The organism is Nonomuraea sp. NPDC001831, assembly GCF_042892035.1.
Taxonomy (GTDB): Bacteria; Actinomycetota; Actinomycetes; order Streptosporangiales; family Streptosporangiaceae; genus Nonomuraea.
In genome coordinates this window covers 799038-817336 of the sequence record NZ_JBIATU010000002.1, presented here as the reverse complement: position 1 = coordinate 817336, position 18299 = coordinate 799038, and the positions used below count along the sequence as shown (strand labels likewise).

Genomic DNA, 18299 nt, shown 5'->3' with positions numbered 1-18299 from the left:
TAGCGAGGATGCTGCCGGCGCCCCTGACCATGGAGGTCAGGCGCGGCGCCGTCGCCGAGCTCGGCGCCCTGCTGGCCGACAGCCGCGTGGCCACCTCCGGCCGGGTGGCCGTGGCCGTCGGGCCCGGCCAGGGCGACCACATCGAGCGCCTGATCGCCCCCACCCTCGGCGAGGCCGAGGTGTTCCGGGTGAGCGACGGGTCGGTCGAGGCGGCCGTCTCACTCGGCGCCGACCTGCGCAAGGGCGCCTACGAGGTCGTCGTCGGGGTCGGCGGCGGAAAGACGATCGACGCGACGAAGTACGCCGCGTCCCTCGCGGGCATCCCCATGGTGGCCGTGGCCACCAACCTCTCCCACGACGGCATCTGCTCGCCCACCGCCTCCCTCGTCTACGAGGGGGGCAAGGGCACCTTCGGCGTGCCGATGCCGCTGGCCATCCTGGTCGACCTCGACTTCGTGCACAACGCGCCGAAGTCGCTGGTCAGGGCCGGCATCGGCGACGTCGTCAGCAACCTGTCGGCGATCGAGGACTGGCAGCTCGGCAGCGTCGAGCGCGGCGAGCCCATCGACGGCCTGGCCTGCTCGATGTCCCGCACCGCCGCCGAGGCGCTGGTCGGCCGGAGCGACGGCATCGAGTCCGACGCGTTCCTGACCGTCCTGGCCGAGTCGCTCATCCTCTCCGGCATGTCGATGGTCGTCGCCGGGTCGTCGCGGCCCGCGAGTGGTGGAGATCATGAGATCCTTCATGCCGTGGATCAGCTCTTCCCCGGCACCTCCAACCACGGCGAGCTCGCCGGCATAGGTGCCGCCTTCTGCTTCTTCCTGCGGGAGGACGCCGCCAGGGTGGCCCAGGTGGTCGACTGCCTGCGCCGGCACGAGCTCCCGGTCGTGCCCGCCGACATCGGGCTGACCGGCGAGCAGTTCGCCGAGGTGGTCGCGCTGGCGCCGTCGACCCGTCCCGGCCGTTACACGATCCTGGAGCACCTGCGCATGCAGGACTCCGAGATCCGCGATCGGGTGGGGGACTATGTCCGGGCCTTCGGTAGCTGAGCTGCGGCGGGTCGCCCAGCCCGAGGGCCATCTCGACCGCAGGAACGGCGAGCACTGGGCAGGCGTGCTCTACATGCGCCGGCTGTCCATCTACGTCACGTGGCTGACGAGCAAGACGTCGGTCACGCCCAACCAGCTCACCTGGGTGATGACGGTCGCCGGGGTCGCGGCGGGCTTCGTGCTGGCCCTGCCGGGGTTGTGGGCGGCCGTGCTGGCCGCCCTGCTCGTCCAGGTCTACCTGCTGCTCGACTGCTCCGACGGCGAGCTGGCCCGCTGGACGGGCAAGACGTCGCTGGCCGGGGTCTACCTCGACCGCGTCGGGGCCTACTTCACCGAGGCCGCCGTGCTGGCCGGGCTCGGCTGGCGGGCCTCGGCCGTCCTGCCCGACTGGTACACCGTGCTCGGCTTCGCCGCCGCGCTCGGCGCCATCCTCATCAAGGCCGAGACCGACCTGGTGGAGGTGGCGCGGGCCAAGGGCGGGCTGGGCGCGTCCTCCGAGGCGTCGGCGGTGCAGTTCCGTTCGGGGCTGCTCGGTCTGGGCAGGAGGATCCTGGCGGCGACGAAGTTCCATCGGATCATGCAGCCGATCGAGCTGTCGCTGCTCGCGGTGGTGGCCGCGGTGATCGACCTGGCGACCGGCACGCTCGGGGCCTCCCGCGTGCTCATCGTGGCCTGCGCGATCGCCGCCGCGCTGCAGACCGTGCTCCATCTGATCAGCATTATGGCGTCGAGGCGGCTTGGGTGATCTCATGTCGGAACCGGAGGAGCTTCCCGTCCGTCGTATTGATCGGACGTCCGCCGTTCGGTGGGGGTTCACCATCGGTTCCGATACGCTTAGCTCCACCATTGTCAACAAGATGCAGACCAGCAGACTCGGTGATCATGAAAGAATGCTCCGCTCGTGTCCTCAACGCGTCAGGACGATGACCCGTTGAAGATCTCGTGCGTCATCCTCACCATGGGCAACCGGGTCGCGGAGCTGAACCGGGCCGTCGAGTCCGCGCTCAACCAGGTCGACGGCGACGTCGAAGTGGTGATCGTGGGCAACGGCGCCGACGTGCCCCAGGTGTCGGCCACGCCACCCGAGGGCTCGGCCGCGGTCGTGAAGACGATCCGGCTCGACCACAACACCGGCATTCCCGCCGGCCGTAACCGCGGCGTCGAGGAGTGCTCCGGCGACGTCGTGCTGTTCCTCGACGACGACGGCTGGTACGCCAACCAGAAGGTCGTCGCCCACGTGCGCGACCGGTTCGCCACCGAGCCCGACCTCGCGGTCATCTCCTTCCGGGTGATGGACCCCGAGGGCGGCGTCGGCCAGCGGCGGCACGTGCCCCGGCTGCGCGCGGGCGACCCGCAGCGCTCCTCGCCGGTCACCACGTTCCTCGGCGGCGCCTCGGCCGTGCGGCGTTCGGCCTTCCTCCAGGTCGGCGGCCTGCCGGAGCGGTTCTTCTACGCGCACGAGGAGACCGACCTGGCCTGGCGCCTGCTGGGCGAGGGCTACCGGATCGAGTACGACGCCGAGACCGTCATGTACCACCCGCAGGTCCCCCCGACCAGGCACGCGCAGTTCTACCAGCTCAACGCCCGTAACCGGGTCTGGCTGGCGCGGCGCAACCTGCCGTGGCCGCTGGCGTTCCTCTACCTGACCAACTGGGTGGTGCTCACCCTGATCCGCGAGCGCCGTTCGGGGGTCGCGATCAAGGCGTGGTTCTCCGGCTTCTTCGAGGGGCTGCGCACGCCCGCGGGCGAGCGTCGTCCCATGGCCTGGCGCACCGCCTGGCGCATGGTCAAGCTCGGCCGCCCGCCGATCGTCTAGGCCGTCTCCGCCTCGCCGAAGATCATCGAGGCATGGGAGACGGTCGAGGCGAACAGCGCCCGCTTGGGCAGCCCCAGCTCGCTGAGCTCCTTGGCGATGGGGTGGTTGCCCAGGCGGATCAGCGCGCCGCCCGGCCGCACGCGCGTGCCCCCGGCCCGTACGGACCAGGGGATGCGCCGCGTGACGCCCTCCAGATGGGTGAAGGCGTCGAGCGGCGCCATGGCGGCCGGCGCCGGCACGCCGGGCCTGATCAGCAGGTCGAGCACGAGCCTGCCGTCCTTGCGCAGCACACACCGCTTGTACGGCGACCCGAGCCGCAGCTCGATGTCGGCCAGCTCCTTGGGGAACCCCCAGATCGTACGCCCCGCCTCCAGCGTGAACCGCTGGTCGACGGGCAGCCAGTGGACGAAGACGCCCGCGCCGCGCAGGTCACCGAGCCCGACCGAGCCCGCCGCCCCCGGCCGCCGGATCAGGAAGGCCATCCCGAACTCGTGGTAGGCGTCCAGGTCGCCCTGGCGGTAGTCGACGAACACCAGCACGCACACGGCCTTGCCGGGGAACACCTCGGCCACGTCGAGGCCGGAATAGGCGATCACCGCCCGCGCCGCGTCGGCCCGCACCGCGTAGAAGGCGCTGCAGACCTCGGCGTCCTGCACTCGCACAGGCATGCCCACCGTCCGGCCCTGGATCAGATGCGATGCCATGGGTCCAGTACATCAACCCGGGAGCCCGCTGGCCATTCCTACACCGCCAGCGCGTGTTCCGGCAGGGCCGCCCACGACTCGGCCAGCTTGACGAAGTCCGCCGCCCGGTCGGGCCAGTGGTGGCGCAGCCGGGCCTCGGCGTGCCCGACCGCTCCCAGGTCGGCCCGCCGCACGGGGTCCTCCTTGAGGTCCAGGACGGCGTCCAGCAGCGCGTCCACGTCCCGGGGCACCACCAGGCCGCAGCCGACGGCCCGGACCAGCGGGGCGGCCTGCGGGGTGGCGATCACCGGCAGGCCGCGGCCCATGTAGTCGAGGATCTTCGTGGGCGGCTCGGTCACGGTGTCGGCGGCCAGGGACAGCCCGGCCAGCGCGCCCTCGGACATGCGCAGGGCATGCCGGTTGGGCACGTACCCGAACCAGTCGAGCAGGCCGACGCGCTGGGCGTCGCGCAGCAGCGGGCGCACGTCGCGGTCGGCGGCGCCGATGAGGTCCATCCGGATGCCGTGCGGCGCCAGGCGCTCGGCCAGGGCGATCAGCTCGGCCACGCCGCCCTCGGCCGACAGGCGGCCGATGTGCACGACCCTGGTGTCGCCGGGAAGTGGCGGGCTGGGCGACACCAGGGTCGCTTCGGGCACCACCGCGGAGGTGATCACGTGGTGCCGTCTCTCCGCGCGGGCCCGCCGCCTGGGCGAGACGTCCTCGCGGACGTCCCAGACGACCGGAGGGCGCCGGTGGGGCAGCGCGCGCAGCAGCCGGTGATCGTGCACGATCAGCAGGTCGGCGTCCCGCACGCCGCGCCTGAGCGCCGCCCGGGCCTTCCCGTACGGGGCCTGCCGGGCGACGTCGACGGCGGTGAGCCCGACGGCCGGGGTGACGTTGTAATAGGTGAACGGCGCAACGTAGGTCACCTCGTGGCCCGCGTCGAGCAGCGCCCTGATCTGCCGGTGCATGATCCGGGCGTCCTCGGGATGATGGACGGTGGTGGCGACACATGCGCGCATGTGTCGATGCTCCGCGCCTACCAGGTCAAAGGCGTTAACTCAGGTGGAAGGGCCGCTTAACTTCCAGAGGGACGGCGATAGAGCCAGGTCAGGCGCGGTTCGAGCACCCACTTGAAGACCGTGCGCGTCTCCGGCAGGCACAACACGATCGCCAGGGCGAACGAGCTGCACGCGATGGCGAGCACGCCGAGCGGCCCGTGCAGCCACGGCAGCGCCAGCCAGCCCTGGTCCTTGGCGATCAGGACGGGGATGCCGTGGAGCAGGTAGCAGTAGAGCGTGCGGGTGCCGAGGTCGGAGTACCAGGTCTCGCCGCGCGGCACCAGCGCCAGCACCGCGAAGGACATCGCCAGGGCGCAGACCAGCAGCCCGACCTTGAGCAGCAGGCCCATCCACCAGGACAGGTCCATGTCCTGGAAGCTGTGCTTGAAGTAGAACGGGTCGAGCGGCGCCTTGGGCGCGATGACGATGGCCACGGCCGCCGCGCAGAGCAGCGTGACCCCCGACGCGATCTTGATCCACAGCTTGTTGAGCATCTCGAAGTGCTCGGGCTGCATCACCAGGCCGATGACGAAGAACGGCAGCAGGCCGAAGAAGCGGTCCATGCTGAAGTCGCCGGTGATCTGCGAGAAGCCGGCGAACATGTAGATGACGATGGCCACCGGGACCGGGTGCTTCATCCGCTTCCACACCGGTGTGGACAACCGCCAGAACAGCAGCGCCAGCAGGTACCAGTTGAGCCACGCCGGGTCGATGATCGTGAGGCTCCACTTCTGGCCGAGCCCGTAGCGGACGGCGGCGTAGCCGATCTCCACGATCACGTACGGCACGACGAACGTGTCGACGAGCTTGTTCGTCTTCGCGTTGGAGTTCCAGAAGTTCCTGGACAGGTAGCCACTGATCAGCACGAACAGCGGCATGTGGAACATGTAGATGTAGATGTAGAGCGCTCTGGAGGAATGGGTCGAGAGCGTGGGCACCAGCGAGTGGCCCAGCGGCACGAGCGCGATCAGGATGAACTTGACGTTGTCGAGGTAGGGGTCGCGCCGGCGCTTGGGCGGCTCGGGCTCCTCGGCGGGCTCCTGCCGCTCCTCGGGGCGCTCGGCCGTCGGCATGCCGTGAGGGTCGGTCTGGTTGCCCCAGACCGGCTCCTGAGGCAGGGGCCAGCGAGCTCCAGTGTTCGCCGGCCCGCCTTCCTCGACGGGGCCGTCAGGGCTCCGCGGGGTCGTGACCGGTGGGGAGAACTTTGTGTCAGACACTGGGGAGCTCAGCTTCGTTAGGGGCCGGGGTGCACGACGCAACTCTGACATTTCACACTTACAACCGCCTTACAGCGGCCGTGTCGCGCTGCGTCGCCGACCCGCAAACATTATCCCGATCTAGTGGTCCCTGTCTCACCAGAAGTCCGGTTCCACAGGGAACTTGGAGCCTCAGGTGCACACGTTCTTCTGGTCGGCGGCCGTGATGGTGCTGTTGTTCACGCTGTCAGGAAGCTTGGTCACCTTGACCGACTTGAAGTCGGAGCCGACGACGAGCTGGATCACCGGAGCGCCCTTGCCGCCCGCGCCGGCGGCCGTGCCGGTGGTGCCGGAGGTGTAGGGCTGCGGGTTGGTCGCGGTGACCTTGCCCGCCGAGGGAGCCGGCTTGGGCAGCACCGCGCCGGACAGCACGGCCGCGTAGTCGGCGCCGGTGGCGGCGCCCTTGGCGTAGTGGATCTCGCTGGCGGGCAGGCTCGCGCCGTCGGCGGCCTGGTAGTTGCCCACGCCGACGACGTTGAAGCCCTGCTTGGCCAGCTCGTCGGCCACCAGGCGGGCCTTGCCCGGCGTGGTGGTGCCGTTGAGCACCTGGACCTTCACCTGCTCGGGCTTGGGCGTGACCTTGGGCTTGGTGCTCGCGCTGGCACTCGCGCTCGGGGCCGGGTCGGGGAGCTCGGTGTCGCTGATGATCGAGGCCCACAGCGCGGAGGCGTCGGGCTCCTTCCAGATCACCCGGTTGGGGTCCTGCGGGTCGGGCAGCCACGGGATCGTGGTGAGCTGCACGCCGCCCGCGGTCAGCTCCTTGGCGCTGGTGGCGATGTCGATGAGCTGCTGGGTGTCGTTGGCCAGCTCGGGGTCCATGGTGACCGAGCCCGCGGCCGCCTTGATGAAGCCGGTCAGCTTGCCGATGTCGGTCAGCAGCTCGCTGCTCGTGGCCTTGGCGATGACCTTGCTCAGGAAGATCTGCTGGCGCTTGATGCGCTGGATGTCGCTGCCGTCGCCGTAGTGGCGCAGACGTACGTAGCCGAGCGCCTTCTCGCCGTTGAGCAGGCTCTTGCCCGGAGGCAGGACGAGATGGGACGCCTTGTCGTTGACGCCGGACTTGAGGCAGATCTCGATGCCGCCGAGGGCGTCGACGATGTTCTTGAAGCCGCTGAAGTCGACCTCGACGAAGTGGTTGATGCGGATCTGGGTGAGCGTCTCGATCGTGGAGATCGTGCACGCGATGCCGCCGGAGTTGTACGCCGAGTTGATCATGTCCCGGCGGGGCGGCATCTCGGCCTTGGTCGTCTCGTTCTTGCACTTCGGGATCTGCACCATCGAGTCGCGCGGGAAGCTGATCAGGCGCGCCTTGTCCCGGTTGGGGGAGATGTGCATGACGATGATCGTGTCGGTGCGCTTGCCGCCGGCGTCGGCCGTCCTGGCGAGCTGCTGGCCGTATCTGGCGTTGCCCTTGCCCGCGCGGGTGTCGGAGCCGACGAGAAGCACGTTGAGCGCGCCCGTGTCGCGCGGACGCGGGTTGATGATGTCTTCTTTGACGCTCTTCTGGGTGATGTTGCCGAAGGCGTCCCGGTAGACGGTGTAACCGGTCAGCGCGCCGGCCACCATGACCGTGGTGGCGGCGATGCTGACCCAGGCCAGCACCCGCATCTTGCCCTGACCGCCGCCGCCGTCGCCGCGGTGGCCGCGCGTGGGCCGGTCGTCGGGCGGGGGAGGCGGGGAGCCCGCGGCCCTTCGCGCCATCCGGCTGCCCGGAGCGCTGGGGGCGACCCTGGCGTCCTGGACGGACGCGCTCCTGTAGTCACTCATACGCCCCCTAGCCTCGTTCCTTGCGCCAACGCGCCGGCTTGGTCGCTCCGCGCCACGAGATTAGGTCACGTACGGCGTGCCCGGTGCCATGACCGCCGGAAACGACCGTGACCCGGGCGTGATGTTTCCGCGGCACAGCATACTCAGAGCCGGACATTTCGTGGAATATCATTGCCAAAGTCTTTCCCGCTTTCTGACCGTCCCCGCAGGTCAGGCCGGACGCTCAGGGCCGCCGCGAGGCAGGCCAGAGGCACGGCCGGGAGCACGTACCGGTAGTCGAACTCGGCCACGGCGGGCGGTGTGACGAGCAACACAACGGCCGCCGCCCAGGGCACCGCCCACACCGGCGGACCGGCGTGCCGCAGGCCCCGCGCCCTGCGCACGGCGGCCGCGACGGGCGGCGCGAGCAGGAGCGCCAGCAGCACCGGGCCGGGCAGGCGCACCACGCTCTGGTAGCCCCGCAGCCATCCGGCGTAGGGCTCGACGATCTCCGTACCGATCGCACCCTGCTCGTAGAGCTTGGCATAGTCGGCGCCGACCTGCGCGGGATAGCGGCCAGGTGGGCCGGGCGGGGTCGCCGGGAACTCGTAGTAGGCGTAGACCTCCGCGTCGGGGTAGACCGGCCGCCCCCACGCGAACGTGCGGGCCAGCTCGGCCAGCACCGAGCCCGCGTAGTCGAGCGGCTGGCTGGTGACGGCCAGGGTCGCGAACCTGGAGGCCAGGTCGTCGTTCGCCTTGGTGAACGTGATCCCCGGCAGCTTCACCAGCGGGGAGTCCTTGCTCCAGATGTACTCCTGCGACGGCGGCCGCAGCTCCGGCGGACGGGGGTCGCACAACACCCGCAGGTCGGCCGGCGGGTGCATTTTCGCGCAGTCGGCGAAGGACATCGTGCGGGCGTAGAGGAAGACGCCGTTCGCGCCCACCAGGCCGACGCGGTGGTAGGTGGCGTAGAACCAGCCGCCGTAGGCGACGACCGGGACCAGCGCGGCGACGAGCAGCACCCCGGCCAGGCCCACGCGCCTGCGCAGCACGAACCACGCGGCCAGGACGACGATGAGCGGCTGGCCGACGGTCCTGGTCAGGGTGGCGGCGGCCAGCAGCAGGCCGACGGCGGCGACGGTGGCGCGCTTCTCCGTCATGCTCAGTGCCACGGCGGCCACGACCAGGAACAGGAACAACGTGTCGGAGACCAGCAGGTGCTCCAGCTCGATCTGGTACGCGTCGAGCAGCACGGGCACGGCCGCGAGCGTGCGCGCCCAGCGCGGGGCCCGGCGCGCGGCCACGTAGACGAGAACGCCGGTGGCCAGGCCGAGCAGGTGTTGCGCGGCGGTGACCGCCCAGAAGCCGTGGAAGGGCTCCAGGAGCTTCATGAACATCGAGTAGCCCGCCGGGCGCACCAGGTCGGGGCGCGGCCGGAAGACGGTGACGACGTAGGTGTAGGAGTCGGGGAACCACAGGGCCGGGCGGTAGCCGAGCATGGCGAGCGCGCGCAGGGCCGCGCCGACCGCCAGCACCCCGGCGAACCAGCCGTGCCGCCGCCACCATCCGGCCTCCCGGACGCGCGCCGGCCAGCCGTGCCGCCACCATCCGGCCTCCCGGACGCGCGCCGGCCAGCCGTGCCGCCACCAGCCGGGCTCCCGGGCGCCGGAGGCGAGCCGCCGCCAGATGGGCTCCTGGACGCGGGCGGGGGTTCCCGCGCGCGGCTCCGGTCTCACCCGCTGGTCATCCCGCTCCTCCTGCACCTCGCGTACGCTACCCGCGTTTCCGCGGACGCCGTGACTCCGGCGTTGGATACGCTCGCTCACCGATGGAACGTGATCGATCGGGCCGCGTACTGGCCGCGTTGTCGGTGTCGCCCGCGCTCGCCCTGGCGGGCTGGCTGCTCGCGGGCCTGCCACTGCTGCTGGCCGGCCGGTTCGCGCCGCTGCCCGCGCTGCTGCTCGGGGCGCCCGCGGCGGCGCTGCTGTGCTGGGCGGGCACGCGCGGCGTCCTGCGCGGGACGCGGGGCGCGGGCCAGGGCGTCCAGGCCACGCCCTGGCAGGTGGCCGGGGTCGTGGCGGTGGCCGCCGGGTCGGGCGTGTTCAACGTCGTCATGCATTCCGAGCAGCTGCTGGTCCGGCGCGACCCGGCGACCTACGCCCAGTACGCCGCCTGGATCGCCGGGCACGGCTCGCTGCCGATCCCGGACCAGGCGGCGGCGTTCGGCGGCCACCATCCCTCCCTGTTCTTCGACAGCGTCGGCACGTACCCGGTGGACGGCGGGGTGGTGCCGCAGTTCATGCCGGGGCCGCCGCTGGTGTTCGCGGTCGGCGACTGGCTGGGGGCGCCGTTCGCGGTGCCGGCCGTGCTGGGGGCGCTGGCCGTGCTGACGGTGGCCGGGGTGGCGGCGCGGCTGGCCGGCGGCCGGTGGGCGGTGCTCGCGGCGGCGGCGTTCGCGGTGAGCCTGCCGATCCTCTACACCTCGCGCACGACGTTCAGCGAGATCCCGTCGCTGATCCTGCTGTTCGGCGGGCTGGCGCTGGCCCAGGACGCGATCGAGGCCGAGCGGCCCGGCTGGCGGCAGGGGCTGCCGGCCGGTCTGGTCCTGGGGCTGGCGGTGCTGGTCAGGGTCGACGGGCTGCGCGACGTGCTGCCGGTGCTGGCGTACGCGGGGCTGCTGGTCGCGATGCGGCGCTCCGGCAGGCCGCAGGGCGCGGTGGGGGTGCCGCTGCTGGCGGGGCTGGTGGCGGGGGCGGGGCTGGGGCTGCTGGCCGCGTATGTGCTGGCCCGGCCGTACCTGGAGTATCTGTCCGCATCCGTGCGGCCGCTGCTGCTCATCTGCGCGGTCGTGCTGGTGCTGACGCCGGTCGGCGTGGCCGCCGCGCCCGCGCTGGCCAGGTTCCGGCCGCCGCGGTGGTTGCCGACGGCGGGGGCCGCGCTGGTCGTGCTGGTGATGACCGGTCTGTACGCCCGCCCCTGGTTCCAGACCGTGACCAGGAAGGCCGCGAACCTCGACGACGCCCGCACGGCCGAGTTCGTCGCCCAGATCCAGCAGGCCAACGGCCTGCCCGTCCAGCCGGACCGGCTCTACTTCGAGCTCTCGCTCCACTGGGTGACCTGGTACATCGGCATCCCGGCCGTCGTGCTGGCCACGGTCGCGGCGGCCGTGCTGCTGCGCAGGCTGCTGCGCGACGGCAGGCCGTTCGTCTGGCTGCTGCCGCTGGCGATGATCGGCTGGACGACGGTCACCACGCTGCTGCGGCCCGAGATCACCCCCGACCAGCCGTGGGCCTCCCGGCGGCTGGTCCCGGTCGTGATCCCGGGGCTGATCGTGCTGGCGGTGTGGGGCCTGGGCTGGCTGCGCGAGCGGTCGTGGCCGCGGGAGCGGGTACGGCGCTGGGCGACGGTCGCGGGGGTGCTGCTGGTGCTCGTGCCGCCGGTGGTGACCTCGATCGGCACCGCGTTCACGCCGGTCGAGCGGGGGGAGGCGGCGGCGGTCCGGTCGATGTGCGCGGCGCTGCCGGCCGAGGCGTCGGTGTTGTTCGTCGAGCGGGTGACCGGCGACCGGTTCACCCAGCTCGTCCGCGGGATGTGCGGACGTCCGGCGGCGCAGGTGGCGCGGCCCCCGGGGCGTGACCTGGCGGAGGAGCCGCAGGTCCGGGCCGCCGTCGAGCGGGTCAGGGCGGCCGGCCGGGTGCCGGTCGTGCTGGCCGCCGACCCCGCCCAGGTGGCCCCCTACGGGACGCCGCGGCAGATCATGGGCCTGGTCACGCGCCAGGACGAGCGCTCGCTCGTGGACCCGCCCGACGGGACGTGGTCCTTGCGGGTGAACGTATGGATGGCGGTGGGTTGACCTCGCTCGGGACACATCGCGATAGTTCTGGACATGTCTGACACCGACGAGCTGTCGTTCGGCGACGACCGGGAGCCCTGGTTACGGCCCTGGATCAGAGCCCACCGCAGGACGGCGGCGATGGTCGCGGCGGCCGTCCTGCTGGTGGCGGCGCTCGGCGGGGGCGGCTGGTACCTGCACCTGCGCTCGCTGCTGCCCTCGCCGCCGCCCGTCGGCGCGCTGCCCGTCGTGGACGGCTTCACCGTCACGCTGTGCACCGAGGGCACCCAGGGCTGCCCGCCGGGCACCGCCGAGCGGGTGCTGGCGCTGGTCCGGCGGATCCCCGAGGCGGTCGCGCCCACGCTGGTGCCCGCCGACGAGGTCGAGCGGCGCTGGGCCCAGACGACGATCATCACCGAGGGCCTGACCAGGCCCCCCGATGCGAGCTGGATCCCGATGATCGAGGGCGGGGTGCGCGGTCCGGCCGACTACGACGCCGTCCGGCGAGGGCTGGCCGAGGAGAAGGGCGTCCTGCTTCTGCCCCGGGTTCCCGACTTCTGGCGAGGCAAGGCGGACCTGACCATCGTGATGTGCGGTCAGTGGCAGGAGGACGCCGCCTGCCGGACGGTGGCGACCGAGGCGCAGCGCGACGCCGTCGTGGCCCGGCTGCGCGAGCTGGACGGCGTGACCGAGGTGTTCCTCCAGGACAAGCCGTTCGGGCTGCGGCTGGCCCGGCTCTATCGGGGCGACGCGCGGCCTCTCACGCTCGCCGAGATCCCCGAGGTGCTGTACGTGCGCTTCGACGACCCGGCCAGGGCCAGGGCGGTGGGGCAGGAGATGCTCAGGATGCCCGGCGTAGGATGGTCTCAGCTGATCAAGTGAGTGTAAAGCCCGTCGATGTGGACTCGGCTTCCAGCGGGGCAGAGTACCCTCGACCCCCGTGAGCACGCTTGAGACCCCCAAGAGTGGACCTGCCGTGGAAGAAGCGCCGTACGTCACGATCGTCCTGCCCTGCTACAACGAGCAGGACCACGTCATCGACGAGGTCGAGCGCATCACGCGGGCGATGGACTCCAGCGGCTACACCTACGAGCTGGTCGCCGTCGACGACTGCTCGACCGACCAGACCCTGGCCCGGCTCGAAGAGGCCGCGCCCGACTACCCCCACCTGCGCATCCGCGCCTTCCACCGCAACGGCGGCTCGGGCACCGTGCGCCGCATCGGCACGCAGGAGGCCAGGGGCGAGATCGTCGTCTGGACCGACGCCGACATGACCTACCCCAACGAGCGCATCCCCGAGCTGGTCCAGATCCTGGAGAAGGACCAGACGATCGACCAGGTCGTCGGCGCGCGCACGACCGAGGAGGGGTCGCACAAGATCCTGCGGGTGCCGGCCAAGTGGGTGATCCGCAAGGTGGCCGAGAAGCTCGCCGGGCAGAAGATCCCCGACCTCAACTCGGGGCTGCGCGCCTTCCGCAAGTCGGTGGCCCGCCCCTACCTGCGGCTGCTGCCGCCCGGGTTCTCCTGCGTCACGACGATCACGCTGTCGTTCCTGTCCAACCAGCACGACGTCTACTACCTGCCCATCGAGTACGCCAAGCGGGCCGGCAAGTCGAAGTTCAGCTTCGTCTCCGACGCCTACCGCTACATCCTGCAGGTACTGCGGATGATCATGTACTTCAACCCGCTCAAGGTGCTCATGCCGCCCGCGCTCTGGCTGGTGGCGATCGGGTTCGTGAAGGGCGTCTGGGACATGATCCGGCAGCCGTTCTACTTCCCGGCCAACACCGTCATGATCTTCCTGTCGGGCCTGCTGATCGGCTCGGTGGCGCTGCTGGCCGACCTGATCGTGCGGTCGCGGGGGGAATAGCGCGTGCGCATCGCGATCGTCGGCCCGACCCATCCGTACAAGGGGGGCGGGGCGCAGCACACCACCGAGCTGGCGCACCGGCTGGCGGCCCAGGGCCACGACGTGGTGATCGAGTCGTGGCGGGCCCAGTACCCGTCGTTCCTCTACCCCGGGCAGCAGACGATCTCCGAGCCCGAGGGCACGCCGTACCCGCGGACCGCGCGGCGGCTCGACTGGCGGCGGCCCGACGGGTGGTACGCCGCGGGACGCCGGTTGCGCACGGCCGACCTGGTGGTGCTGGCGGTGCTGAGCTCCGTCCAGGTTCCTCCGTACCTGGGGATCCTGTCCGGGATCCGGCGTAAGGCCCGGACGGTCGCGCTCTGCCACAACGTGCTGCCGCACGAGCGCAAGCCGTACGACCAGCCGCTGATGAGGGCGCTGCTGCGGCGGGTCGACGGCGTGCTGGCCCACTCCGAGCAGCAGGCCGAGCTGGCCAGGGGGCTCGCGCCGGGCAAGCCGGTCGGGGTGGCGGGGCTGCCGCCGCACCTGCCGTCCACGTCGGCCGAGAAGTCCGGCGGGGTGCGCCGGCGGTTGTTGTTCTTCGGGATGGTCCGCCCGTACAAGGGGCTCGACCTGCTGCTGCGGGCGTTGCCCGAGGGCGTCTCGCTGACCGTGGCGGGCGAGTTCTGGGGCGGCCTCGACGAGACGAAGGCGCTGATCGACGAGCTGGGCTTGGCCGACCGGGTGGAGCTGCGGCCCGGGTACGTCCCGGCCGCCGACGTGCCGAAGTTGTTCGCCGCGGCCGACGCGCTGGTGCTGCCGTACCGCAGCGCCACCGCCAGCCAGAACGTCTGGCTCGGCCACGAGCACGGCGTGCCGGTGATCGCCACCCGGGTGGGCGCGCTGGCCGACCACGTGACCGACGGCGTCGACGGCCTGCTGGTCGAGCCGGGCGACGCCGGGGCGCTGCGCGCGGCGATCGAGCGCTTCTACGCCTCGGGCGAGCCGGAGAGGTTGCGGTCGGGGGTCAAGGCGGTCGATCCCGAGCCGTTCTGGGCCGCGTACGCGGGCGCGCTGCTCGCGCTCTGACGGCCCAGGAGGAACGCGGCCCCCGCGGCGACCGCGTCGGCCAGCGTGAACGCCAGCCGCGACACGATCGCCACCGCGATGGCCGGAGCGGTGCCGATGACCGGCCCGAGCACCAGCACGAGCGCGCCCTCCCGCACGCCCACCCCGGCCGGCACCACGAAGGCCAGGATGCCGGTGCACCAGGCGAACGCGTATGCGCCGGTCGCCACCAGGTAGAGGTCGGGGCGGCCGGACAGCAGCCAGGTGTGCAGGCCGTAGACGAACCAGCCGAGCGCGGTCCAGGCCACCGTGACGACGACCGTGCGGCCGGGCAGCACGCTCTCCAGCGGCTCCTTGCGGGCGATCCGCAACGCCAGGTTGAGCCCCCAGGTGAGCACCTTGGGATGCAGGCACACGATGATCACCGGCACCAGCAGCACCACGTACCAGGCCCGGCGGACGGTCTCGTGCGAGCTCAGCGTGGCGGCGGCGATCGAGATGCCGACGCCCAGGTTGACCACCAGCCCGAGCGAGATCGTGGCGAACGTGCGCCGCGGCGGGCTCCCGTGGTCGCGCCCGAGGTCCATCATGGCCGCGTACGCCCACACCGCGCCCGGGATGTACTTGCCGAGCTGGCCCACGAACATGATCCGTCCGGCCACCCGCAGCGGCAGCCGAGTGCCGAGCCCCGCCATGATCTGCCGCCAGGCCGCCAGCATGCAGACCTGCCCGGCCAGCACCGCGCCGAACGCCCCGAGCACCGCCCACGGCGACAGCCTGGAGAGGGCCTGCGTGGTGTCGTGCCAGTTCCGCGCCAGGCCGTAGCCGAGGAAGGCGAGGGCGACCAGCGCGAGCAGGACGCGCAGCAGGCGGCGCAACATCAGCCCAGGCTACGCGGGAGCCCGGGCGGAGAGCCAGCATGTGGGGCAGGTCAGCCTGCCGAGGCCCGCGGCGCGGGTACTGTTGGGCGACGTGGGCAAGCAACGGGTCGCGCAGCTCGAGTACTCCGAATTCCAGTCGGCCATGCTCGACGAGGACAAACGCCGCCGCAAGGCCGCGAAGATCATCGCCGTGCTGGAGCACTTCCAGGGGCCGCTCGGCGGGCTGACCGTGGGCGACGTCGGCTGCTCGGCCGGGTTCATCGCCGACGAGCTGGCCCAGGCCGGGGCCAAGCACACGCTGGGCATCGACATCGACGTGCCGGGGCTGCGCAAGGCCGCCGACCGGTTCGGCGAGCGGGTGGCGTTCGTCTGCGGCGACGGCACGGCGCTGCCCTTTCCCGACGGGTCGATCGACGTGCTGGTGTTCAACCACATCTACGAGCACGTGGTCGACCCCGATGCCGTGGTGGCCGAGATGCACCGCGTGCTGTCCGACACCGGGGTGCTCTACCTCGGGCTCGGCAACCGGCTCGGGGTCGTCGAGCCCCACTACAAGCTGCCGTTCCTGTCGTACCTGCCGCCCGCGCTGGCCGACCGTTACGTGCGCGCGTTCGGCCGGGCCGACCACTACTACGAGCGGTTCAGGACCCGGCGGGGGCTGCGCCGGATGTTGCGCGCCTTCCACGTGTGGGACTACACGTTCCCGGTGCTGGCCACCCCGACCAGGTTCGCCGGGTCGGAGCTGTTCCCCGGCCTGCCGGGCCGGCTGGTCAAGGCGGTGCTGGCCCGGGCGCCGCGCGAGGTGCTGCGGCTGCTGCTGCCCGTCGTGCCGACGTACCTGTGGGTGGCCACCAAGACCCCGCGCAGGCCCGCGGGGCCGGCGCTGCCGCAGCCGCCCGAGCGGGTCCGGCCGCTGTGAGCCTCGTGGACGAGACCGGCGCGAGCGCGATCCCCAAGCGGTCGCTGCCGCGCCGGCTGCTGCGCTTCGGCTTCCTCGCCGTCGCGCTCGCCTTCGGCGCGTGGGCGGTGGCCAGGCAGTGGGACGCCGTGGTGGCCGGGTTCGCCCGGCTGTCGTGGCCGGCGCTGGCCGGGTCGCTCGTCGCCGTGGTCGCCGCGCTGCTCGGGGCCATGCTCACCTGGCGTACGCTGCTGGCCGACCTGGGCTCGCCGCTGCCGCTGCGGCCGGCCGCCAAGGTGTTCTTCGTCGGCCAGCTCGGCAAGTACATCCCCGGCGCGGTCTGGCCGGTACTCGCCCAGATGGAGATGGGCCGCGACCTCGGCGTGCCGCGTCCGCGCAGCGCCGCGGCGTTCTTCCTGATGATGCCCGTCCAGATCGCCAGCGGCCTGCTCGTCACGCTGGTCACGCTCGGCTGGCACCGGTTCGGCTGGGTGCTGCTGTTCATCCCGCTGCTGCTGGTGCTGCTGGAGCCCAAGGTCGTCAACGGCGTGATCGGCTTCGGCCTGCGCAGGCTGAAGCGCGAGCCCCTGGAACGCCCGCTCACCCGCCGCGGCATGCTCACCGCGCTCGGCTGGGCGCTGGCCGGCTGGACCGCCTACGGCGTGCACTTCTACTTCGTCGCGCCGCAGGGCGGCCTGCTGTTCGCCGTCGGGGCCTTCGCGCTGTCGTGGTGCCTGGGCATCGTGACCTTCGTCGTGCCGGCCGGGGCCGGGGTGCGCGAGGTGGCGATGGTGGCGGTGCTCGCCCCCGTGCTCGACAGCGGCGCGGCCATCGCGGTGGCCCTCTGCTCCCGCATCGTCATCATCGTCGGGGACCTGATCTGCGCAGGTATGGCGGGAATTGCCGCACGTCGCGACTCGGTGTGATTTGGCCCACGATTTGGGGGAGGGTGGTCATAAGCTGAATCAATGAGGGGGGACTTGCCAGGTCCCACGTCGATCTTGAGGGGAGAAGATCCACGTAATGCCTCGAGTGCTCGTCGATGCCGCCGCGGTCCCCGCCGACCGTGGTGCGTTGATCCGGTACGTGGACGGGCTCGTGGCCGCGCTCCACCAGGCAGGGACCGATCTGGTCGTGGTCTGCCAGCGTGCGGAGGCGGAAAGGTACCAGCGGCTGGCGCCTTCGGCCCGTGTCGTCCCCGGCCCCGTCGCCATCACCAACCGGGCCGCCCGGCTCGCCTGGGAGCAGACCGGCGTGCCGCTGCTCGCCCGCCAGACGGGGGCCGAGGTCATCCACGCCCCCTACTACTCCATGCCGCTGCGCTCCGGCCTGCCGACCGTCGTGACGGTGCACGACGTGACCTGGTTCACCGAGCCCGACCAGCACAGCCCGGCCAGGGCCGCGTTCTTCCGCTCGGCCACGCGCACCGCCGTCCGGCACGCCCGGCGCGTCATCGTGCCGTCCAAGGCGACCAGGGACGAGCTGGTCCGCGTGTTGTCGGCCGACCCCACCCGCATCGACGTCGCCTACCACGGCGTCGACCTCGCCCAGTTCCACCCGCCGAGCGAGGACGAGGTGCGCCGGGCGGCCATCAGGTGCGGGCTGCACGGCCAGCCGTACGTGGCCTTCCTCGGCAACCTCGACCCCCGCAAGAACGTGCCCAACCTGATCCGCGGCTTCGCCGCCGCCGTCAAGCGGCTGGAGACGCCGCCCGCGCTGGTGCTCGGCGGCGGCGTGCACGAGGACGACGTCGACGCCGCCTGCCGCGAGGTGGAGGCCACGGTCCGGGTGATCAGGCCGGGATACCTGCGCGCGCCCGATCTGCCGGGGTTCCTGGGCGGGGCGCTCGTCGTGGCGTTCCCCTCGCGCGGCGAGGGCTTCGGCATGCCGGTGCTGGAGGCCATGGCCTGCGGCGCGGCCGTCCTCACCACCCACCGGACCTCGCTGCCCGAGGTGGGCGGCGACGCCGTCGCCTACACTGAGCCGGACGCCGACAGCATCGCCGACGCCCTGGGCGAGCTGCTCTCCTCCCCCGACCGGAGGCGGCAGTTGCAGGAGGCCCGGCGGGCGCGGGCTCGCGAATTCACCTGGGAGGCCTCGGCGGAGGCCCACCTCAACTCTTATCAACGCGCAATCGAATAGTTCGCTACTCTCACGGAG

Annotated in this window: 16 protein-coding genes; 10 read left to right on the top strand and 6 right to left on the bottom strand. The window is 71.9% G+C overall.

From position 1 onward, the window contains the following. Window positions 1–8: 8 nt before the first annotated feature. The 3 genes from ACFYYW_RS09275 to ACFYYW_RS09265 all read left to right on the top strand — a co-directional run bounded on the left by ACFYYW_RS09275 (window position 9) and on the right by ACFYYW_RS09265 (window position 2865). The gene (locus ACFYYW_RS09275; RefSeq protein ID WP_352321655.1) at window positions 9–1049 is read left to right on the top strand and encodes an iron-containing alcohol dehydrogenase family protein; all 1041 of its coding nucleotides are present in this window, start codon (window positions 9–11) and stop codon (window positions 1047–1049) included. Further along, window positions 1027–1794: a CDP-alcohol phosphatidyltransferase family protein gene (locus ACFYYW_RS09270; RefSeq protein ID WP_387646781.1), complete on the top strand. Its 768-nt coding sequence runs from the start codon at window positions 1027–1029 to the stop codon at window positions 1792–1794. The genes ACFYYW_RS09275 and ACFYYW_RS09270 overlap by 23 nt, the downstream gene beginning before the upstream one ends. Window positions 1795–1980: 186 nt before the next feature. After that, a complete protein-coding gene (locus ACFYYW_RS09265; RefSeq protein WP_352321577.1) occupies window positions 1981–2865 on the top strand; it encodes a glycosyltransferase in 885 nt (294 codons plus the stop codon). Here the strand turns inward: ACFYYW_RS09265 and ACFYYW_RS09260 are convergent. The 5 genes from ACFYYW_RS09260 to ACFYYW_RS09240 all read right to left on the bottom strand — a co-directional run bounded on the left by ACFYYW_RS09260 (window position 2862) and on the right by ACFYYW_RS09240 (window position 9374). Next, entirely contained in the window at window positions 2862–3569 is a 708-nt protein-coding gene (locus ACFYYW_RS09260; RefSeq protein WP_387646778.1) for an acetoacetate decarboxylase family protein, read from the bottom strand. The genes ACFYYW_RS09265 and ACFYYW_RS09260 overlap by 4 nt on opposite strands. Window positions 3570–3607: 38 nt before the next feature. Further along, window positions 3608–4570: a glycosyltransferase gene (locus ACFYYW_RS09255; RefSeq protein ID WP_387646775.1), complete on the bottom strand. Its 963-nt coding sequence runs from the start codon at window positions 4568–4570 to the stop codon at window positions 3608–3610. 56 nt (window positions 4571–4626) lie between these two features. Next, entirely contained in the window at window positions 4627–5682 is a 1056-nt protein-coding gene (locus ACFYYW_RS09250; protein WP_352321572.1) for an acyltransferase family protein, read from the bottom strand. A gap of 315 nt (window positions 5683–5997) precedes the next feature. Further along, complete coding sequence (locus ACFYYW_RS09245; protein WP_387646772.1) at window positions 5998–7632, bottom strand: LCP family protein; 1635 nt, start codon at window positions 7630–7632, stop codon at window positions 5998–6000. Between the two features lie 143 nt (window positions 7633–7775). Beyond that, window positions 7776–9374 (bottom strand): hypothetical protein, encoded by a 1599-nt coding sequence (locus ACFYYW_RS09240; RefSeq protein ID WP_387646769.1) that lies wholly within the window; start codon window positions 9372–9374, stop codon window positions 7776–7778. A 65-nt stretch (window positions 9375–9439) separates the two neighbouring features. Between ACFYYW_RS09240 and ACFYYW_RS09235 the strand changes: the two genes are divergently transcribed. Genes ACFYYW_RS09235 through ACFYYW_RS09220 form a run of 4 tightly spaced genes read left to right on the top strand, consistent with a single transcriptional unit; the run spans window position 9440 to window position 14381 of the window. Next, window positions 9440–11464: a glycosyltransferase family 39 protein gene (locus tag ACFYYW_RS09235; protein WP_387646766.1), complete on the top strand. Its 2025-nt coding sequence runs from the start codon at window positions 9440–9442 to the stop codon at window positions 11462–11464. 33 nt (window positions 11465–11497) lie between these two features. Then, the gene (locus tag ACFYYW_RS09230; protein WP_387646763.1) at window positions 11498–12325 is read left to right on the top strand and encodes a hypothetical protein; all 828 of its coding nucleotides are present in this window, start codon (window positions 11498–11500) and stop codon (window positions 12323–12325) included. Between the two features lie 58 nt (window positions 12326–12383). Next, on the top strand, window positions 12384–13313 hold the full coding sequence (locus ACFYYW_RS09225) for a glycosyltransferase family 2 protein (protein WP_352323370.1): 930 nt from the start codon (window positions 12384–12386) through the stop codon (window positions 13311–13313). Between the two features lie 3 nt (window positions 13314–13316). Further along, window positions 13317–14381: a glycosyltransferase family 4 protein gene (locus tag ACFYYW_RS09220; protein ID WP_352323371.1), complete on the top strand. Its 1065-nt coding sequence runs from the start codon at window positions 13317–13319 to the stop codon at window positions 14379–14381. Here the strand turns inward: ACFYYW_RS09220 and ACFYYW_RS09215 are convergent. Further along, window positions 14282–15241: a YbhN family protein gene (locus tag ACFYYW_RS09215; RefSeq protein ID WP_387646758.1), complete on the bottom strand. Its 960-nt coding sequence runs from the start codon at window positions 15239–15241 to the stop codon at window positions 14282–14284. The genes ACFYYW_RS09220 and ACFYYW_RS09215 overlap by 100 nt on opposite strands. Window positions 15242–15332: 91 nt before the next feature. Here ACFYYW_RS09215 and ACFYYW_RS09210 point away from each other — a divergent pair, with 91 nt between their 5' ends. The 3 genes from ACFYYW_RS09210 to ACFYYW_RS09200 all read left to right on the top strand — a co-directional run bounded on the left by ACFYYW_RS09210 (window position 15333) and on the right by ACFYYW_RS09200 (window position 18281). Beyond that, window positions 15333–16160 carry a class I SAM-dependent methyltransferase gene (locus tag ACFYYW_RS09210; RefSeq protein WP_352323373.1) on the top strand — a complete coding sequence of 276 codons (828 nt, stop codon included), beginning with the start codon at window positions 15333–15335 and terminating at the stop codon, window positions 16158–16160. Beyond that, window positions 16157–17065 (top strand): lysylphosphatidylglycerol synthase domain-containing protein, encoded by a 909-nt coding sequence (locus ACFYYW_RS09205; RefSeq protein ID WP_352323374.1) that lies wholly within the window; start codon window positions 16157–16159, stop codon window positions 17063–17065. Before ACFYYW_RS09210 ends, ACFYYW_RS09205 begins: the two co-directional genes overlap by 4 nt. Before the next feature lie 97 nt (window positions 17066–17162). Further along, on the top strand, window positions 17163–18281 hold the full coding sequence (locus ACFYYW_RS09200) for a glycosyltransferase family 4 protein (RefSeq protein ID WP_387646754.1): 1119 nt from the start codon (window positions 17163–17165) through the stop codon (window positions 18279–18281). Window positions 18282–18299: the final 18 nt, after the last annotated feature.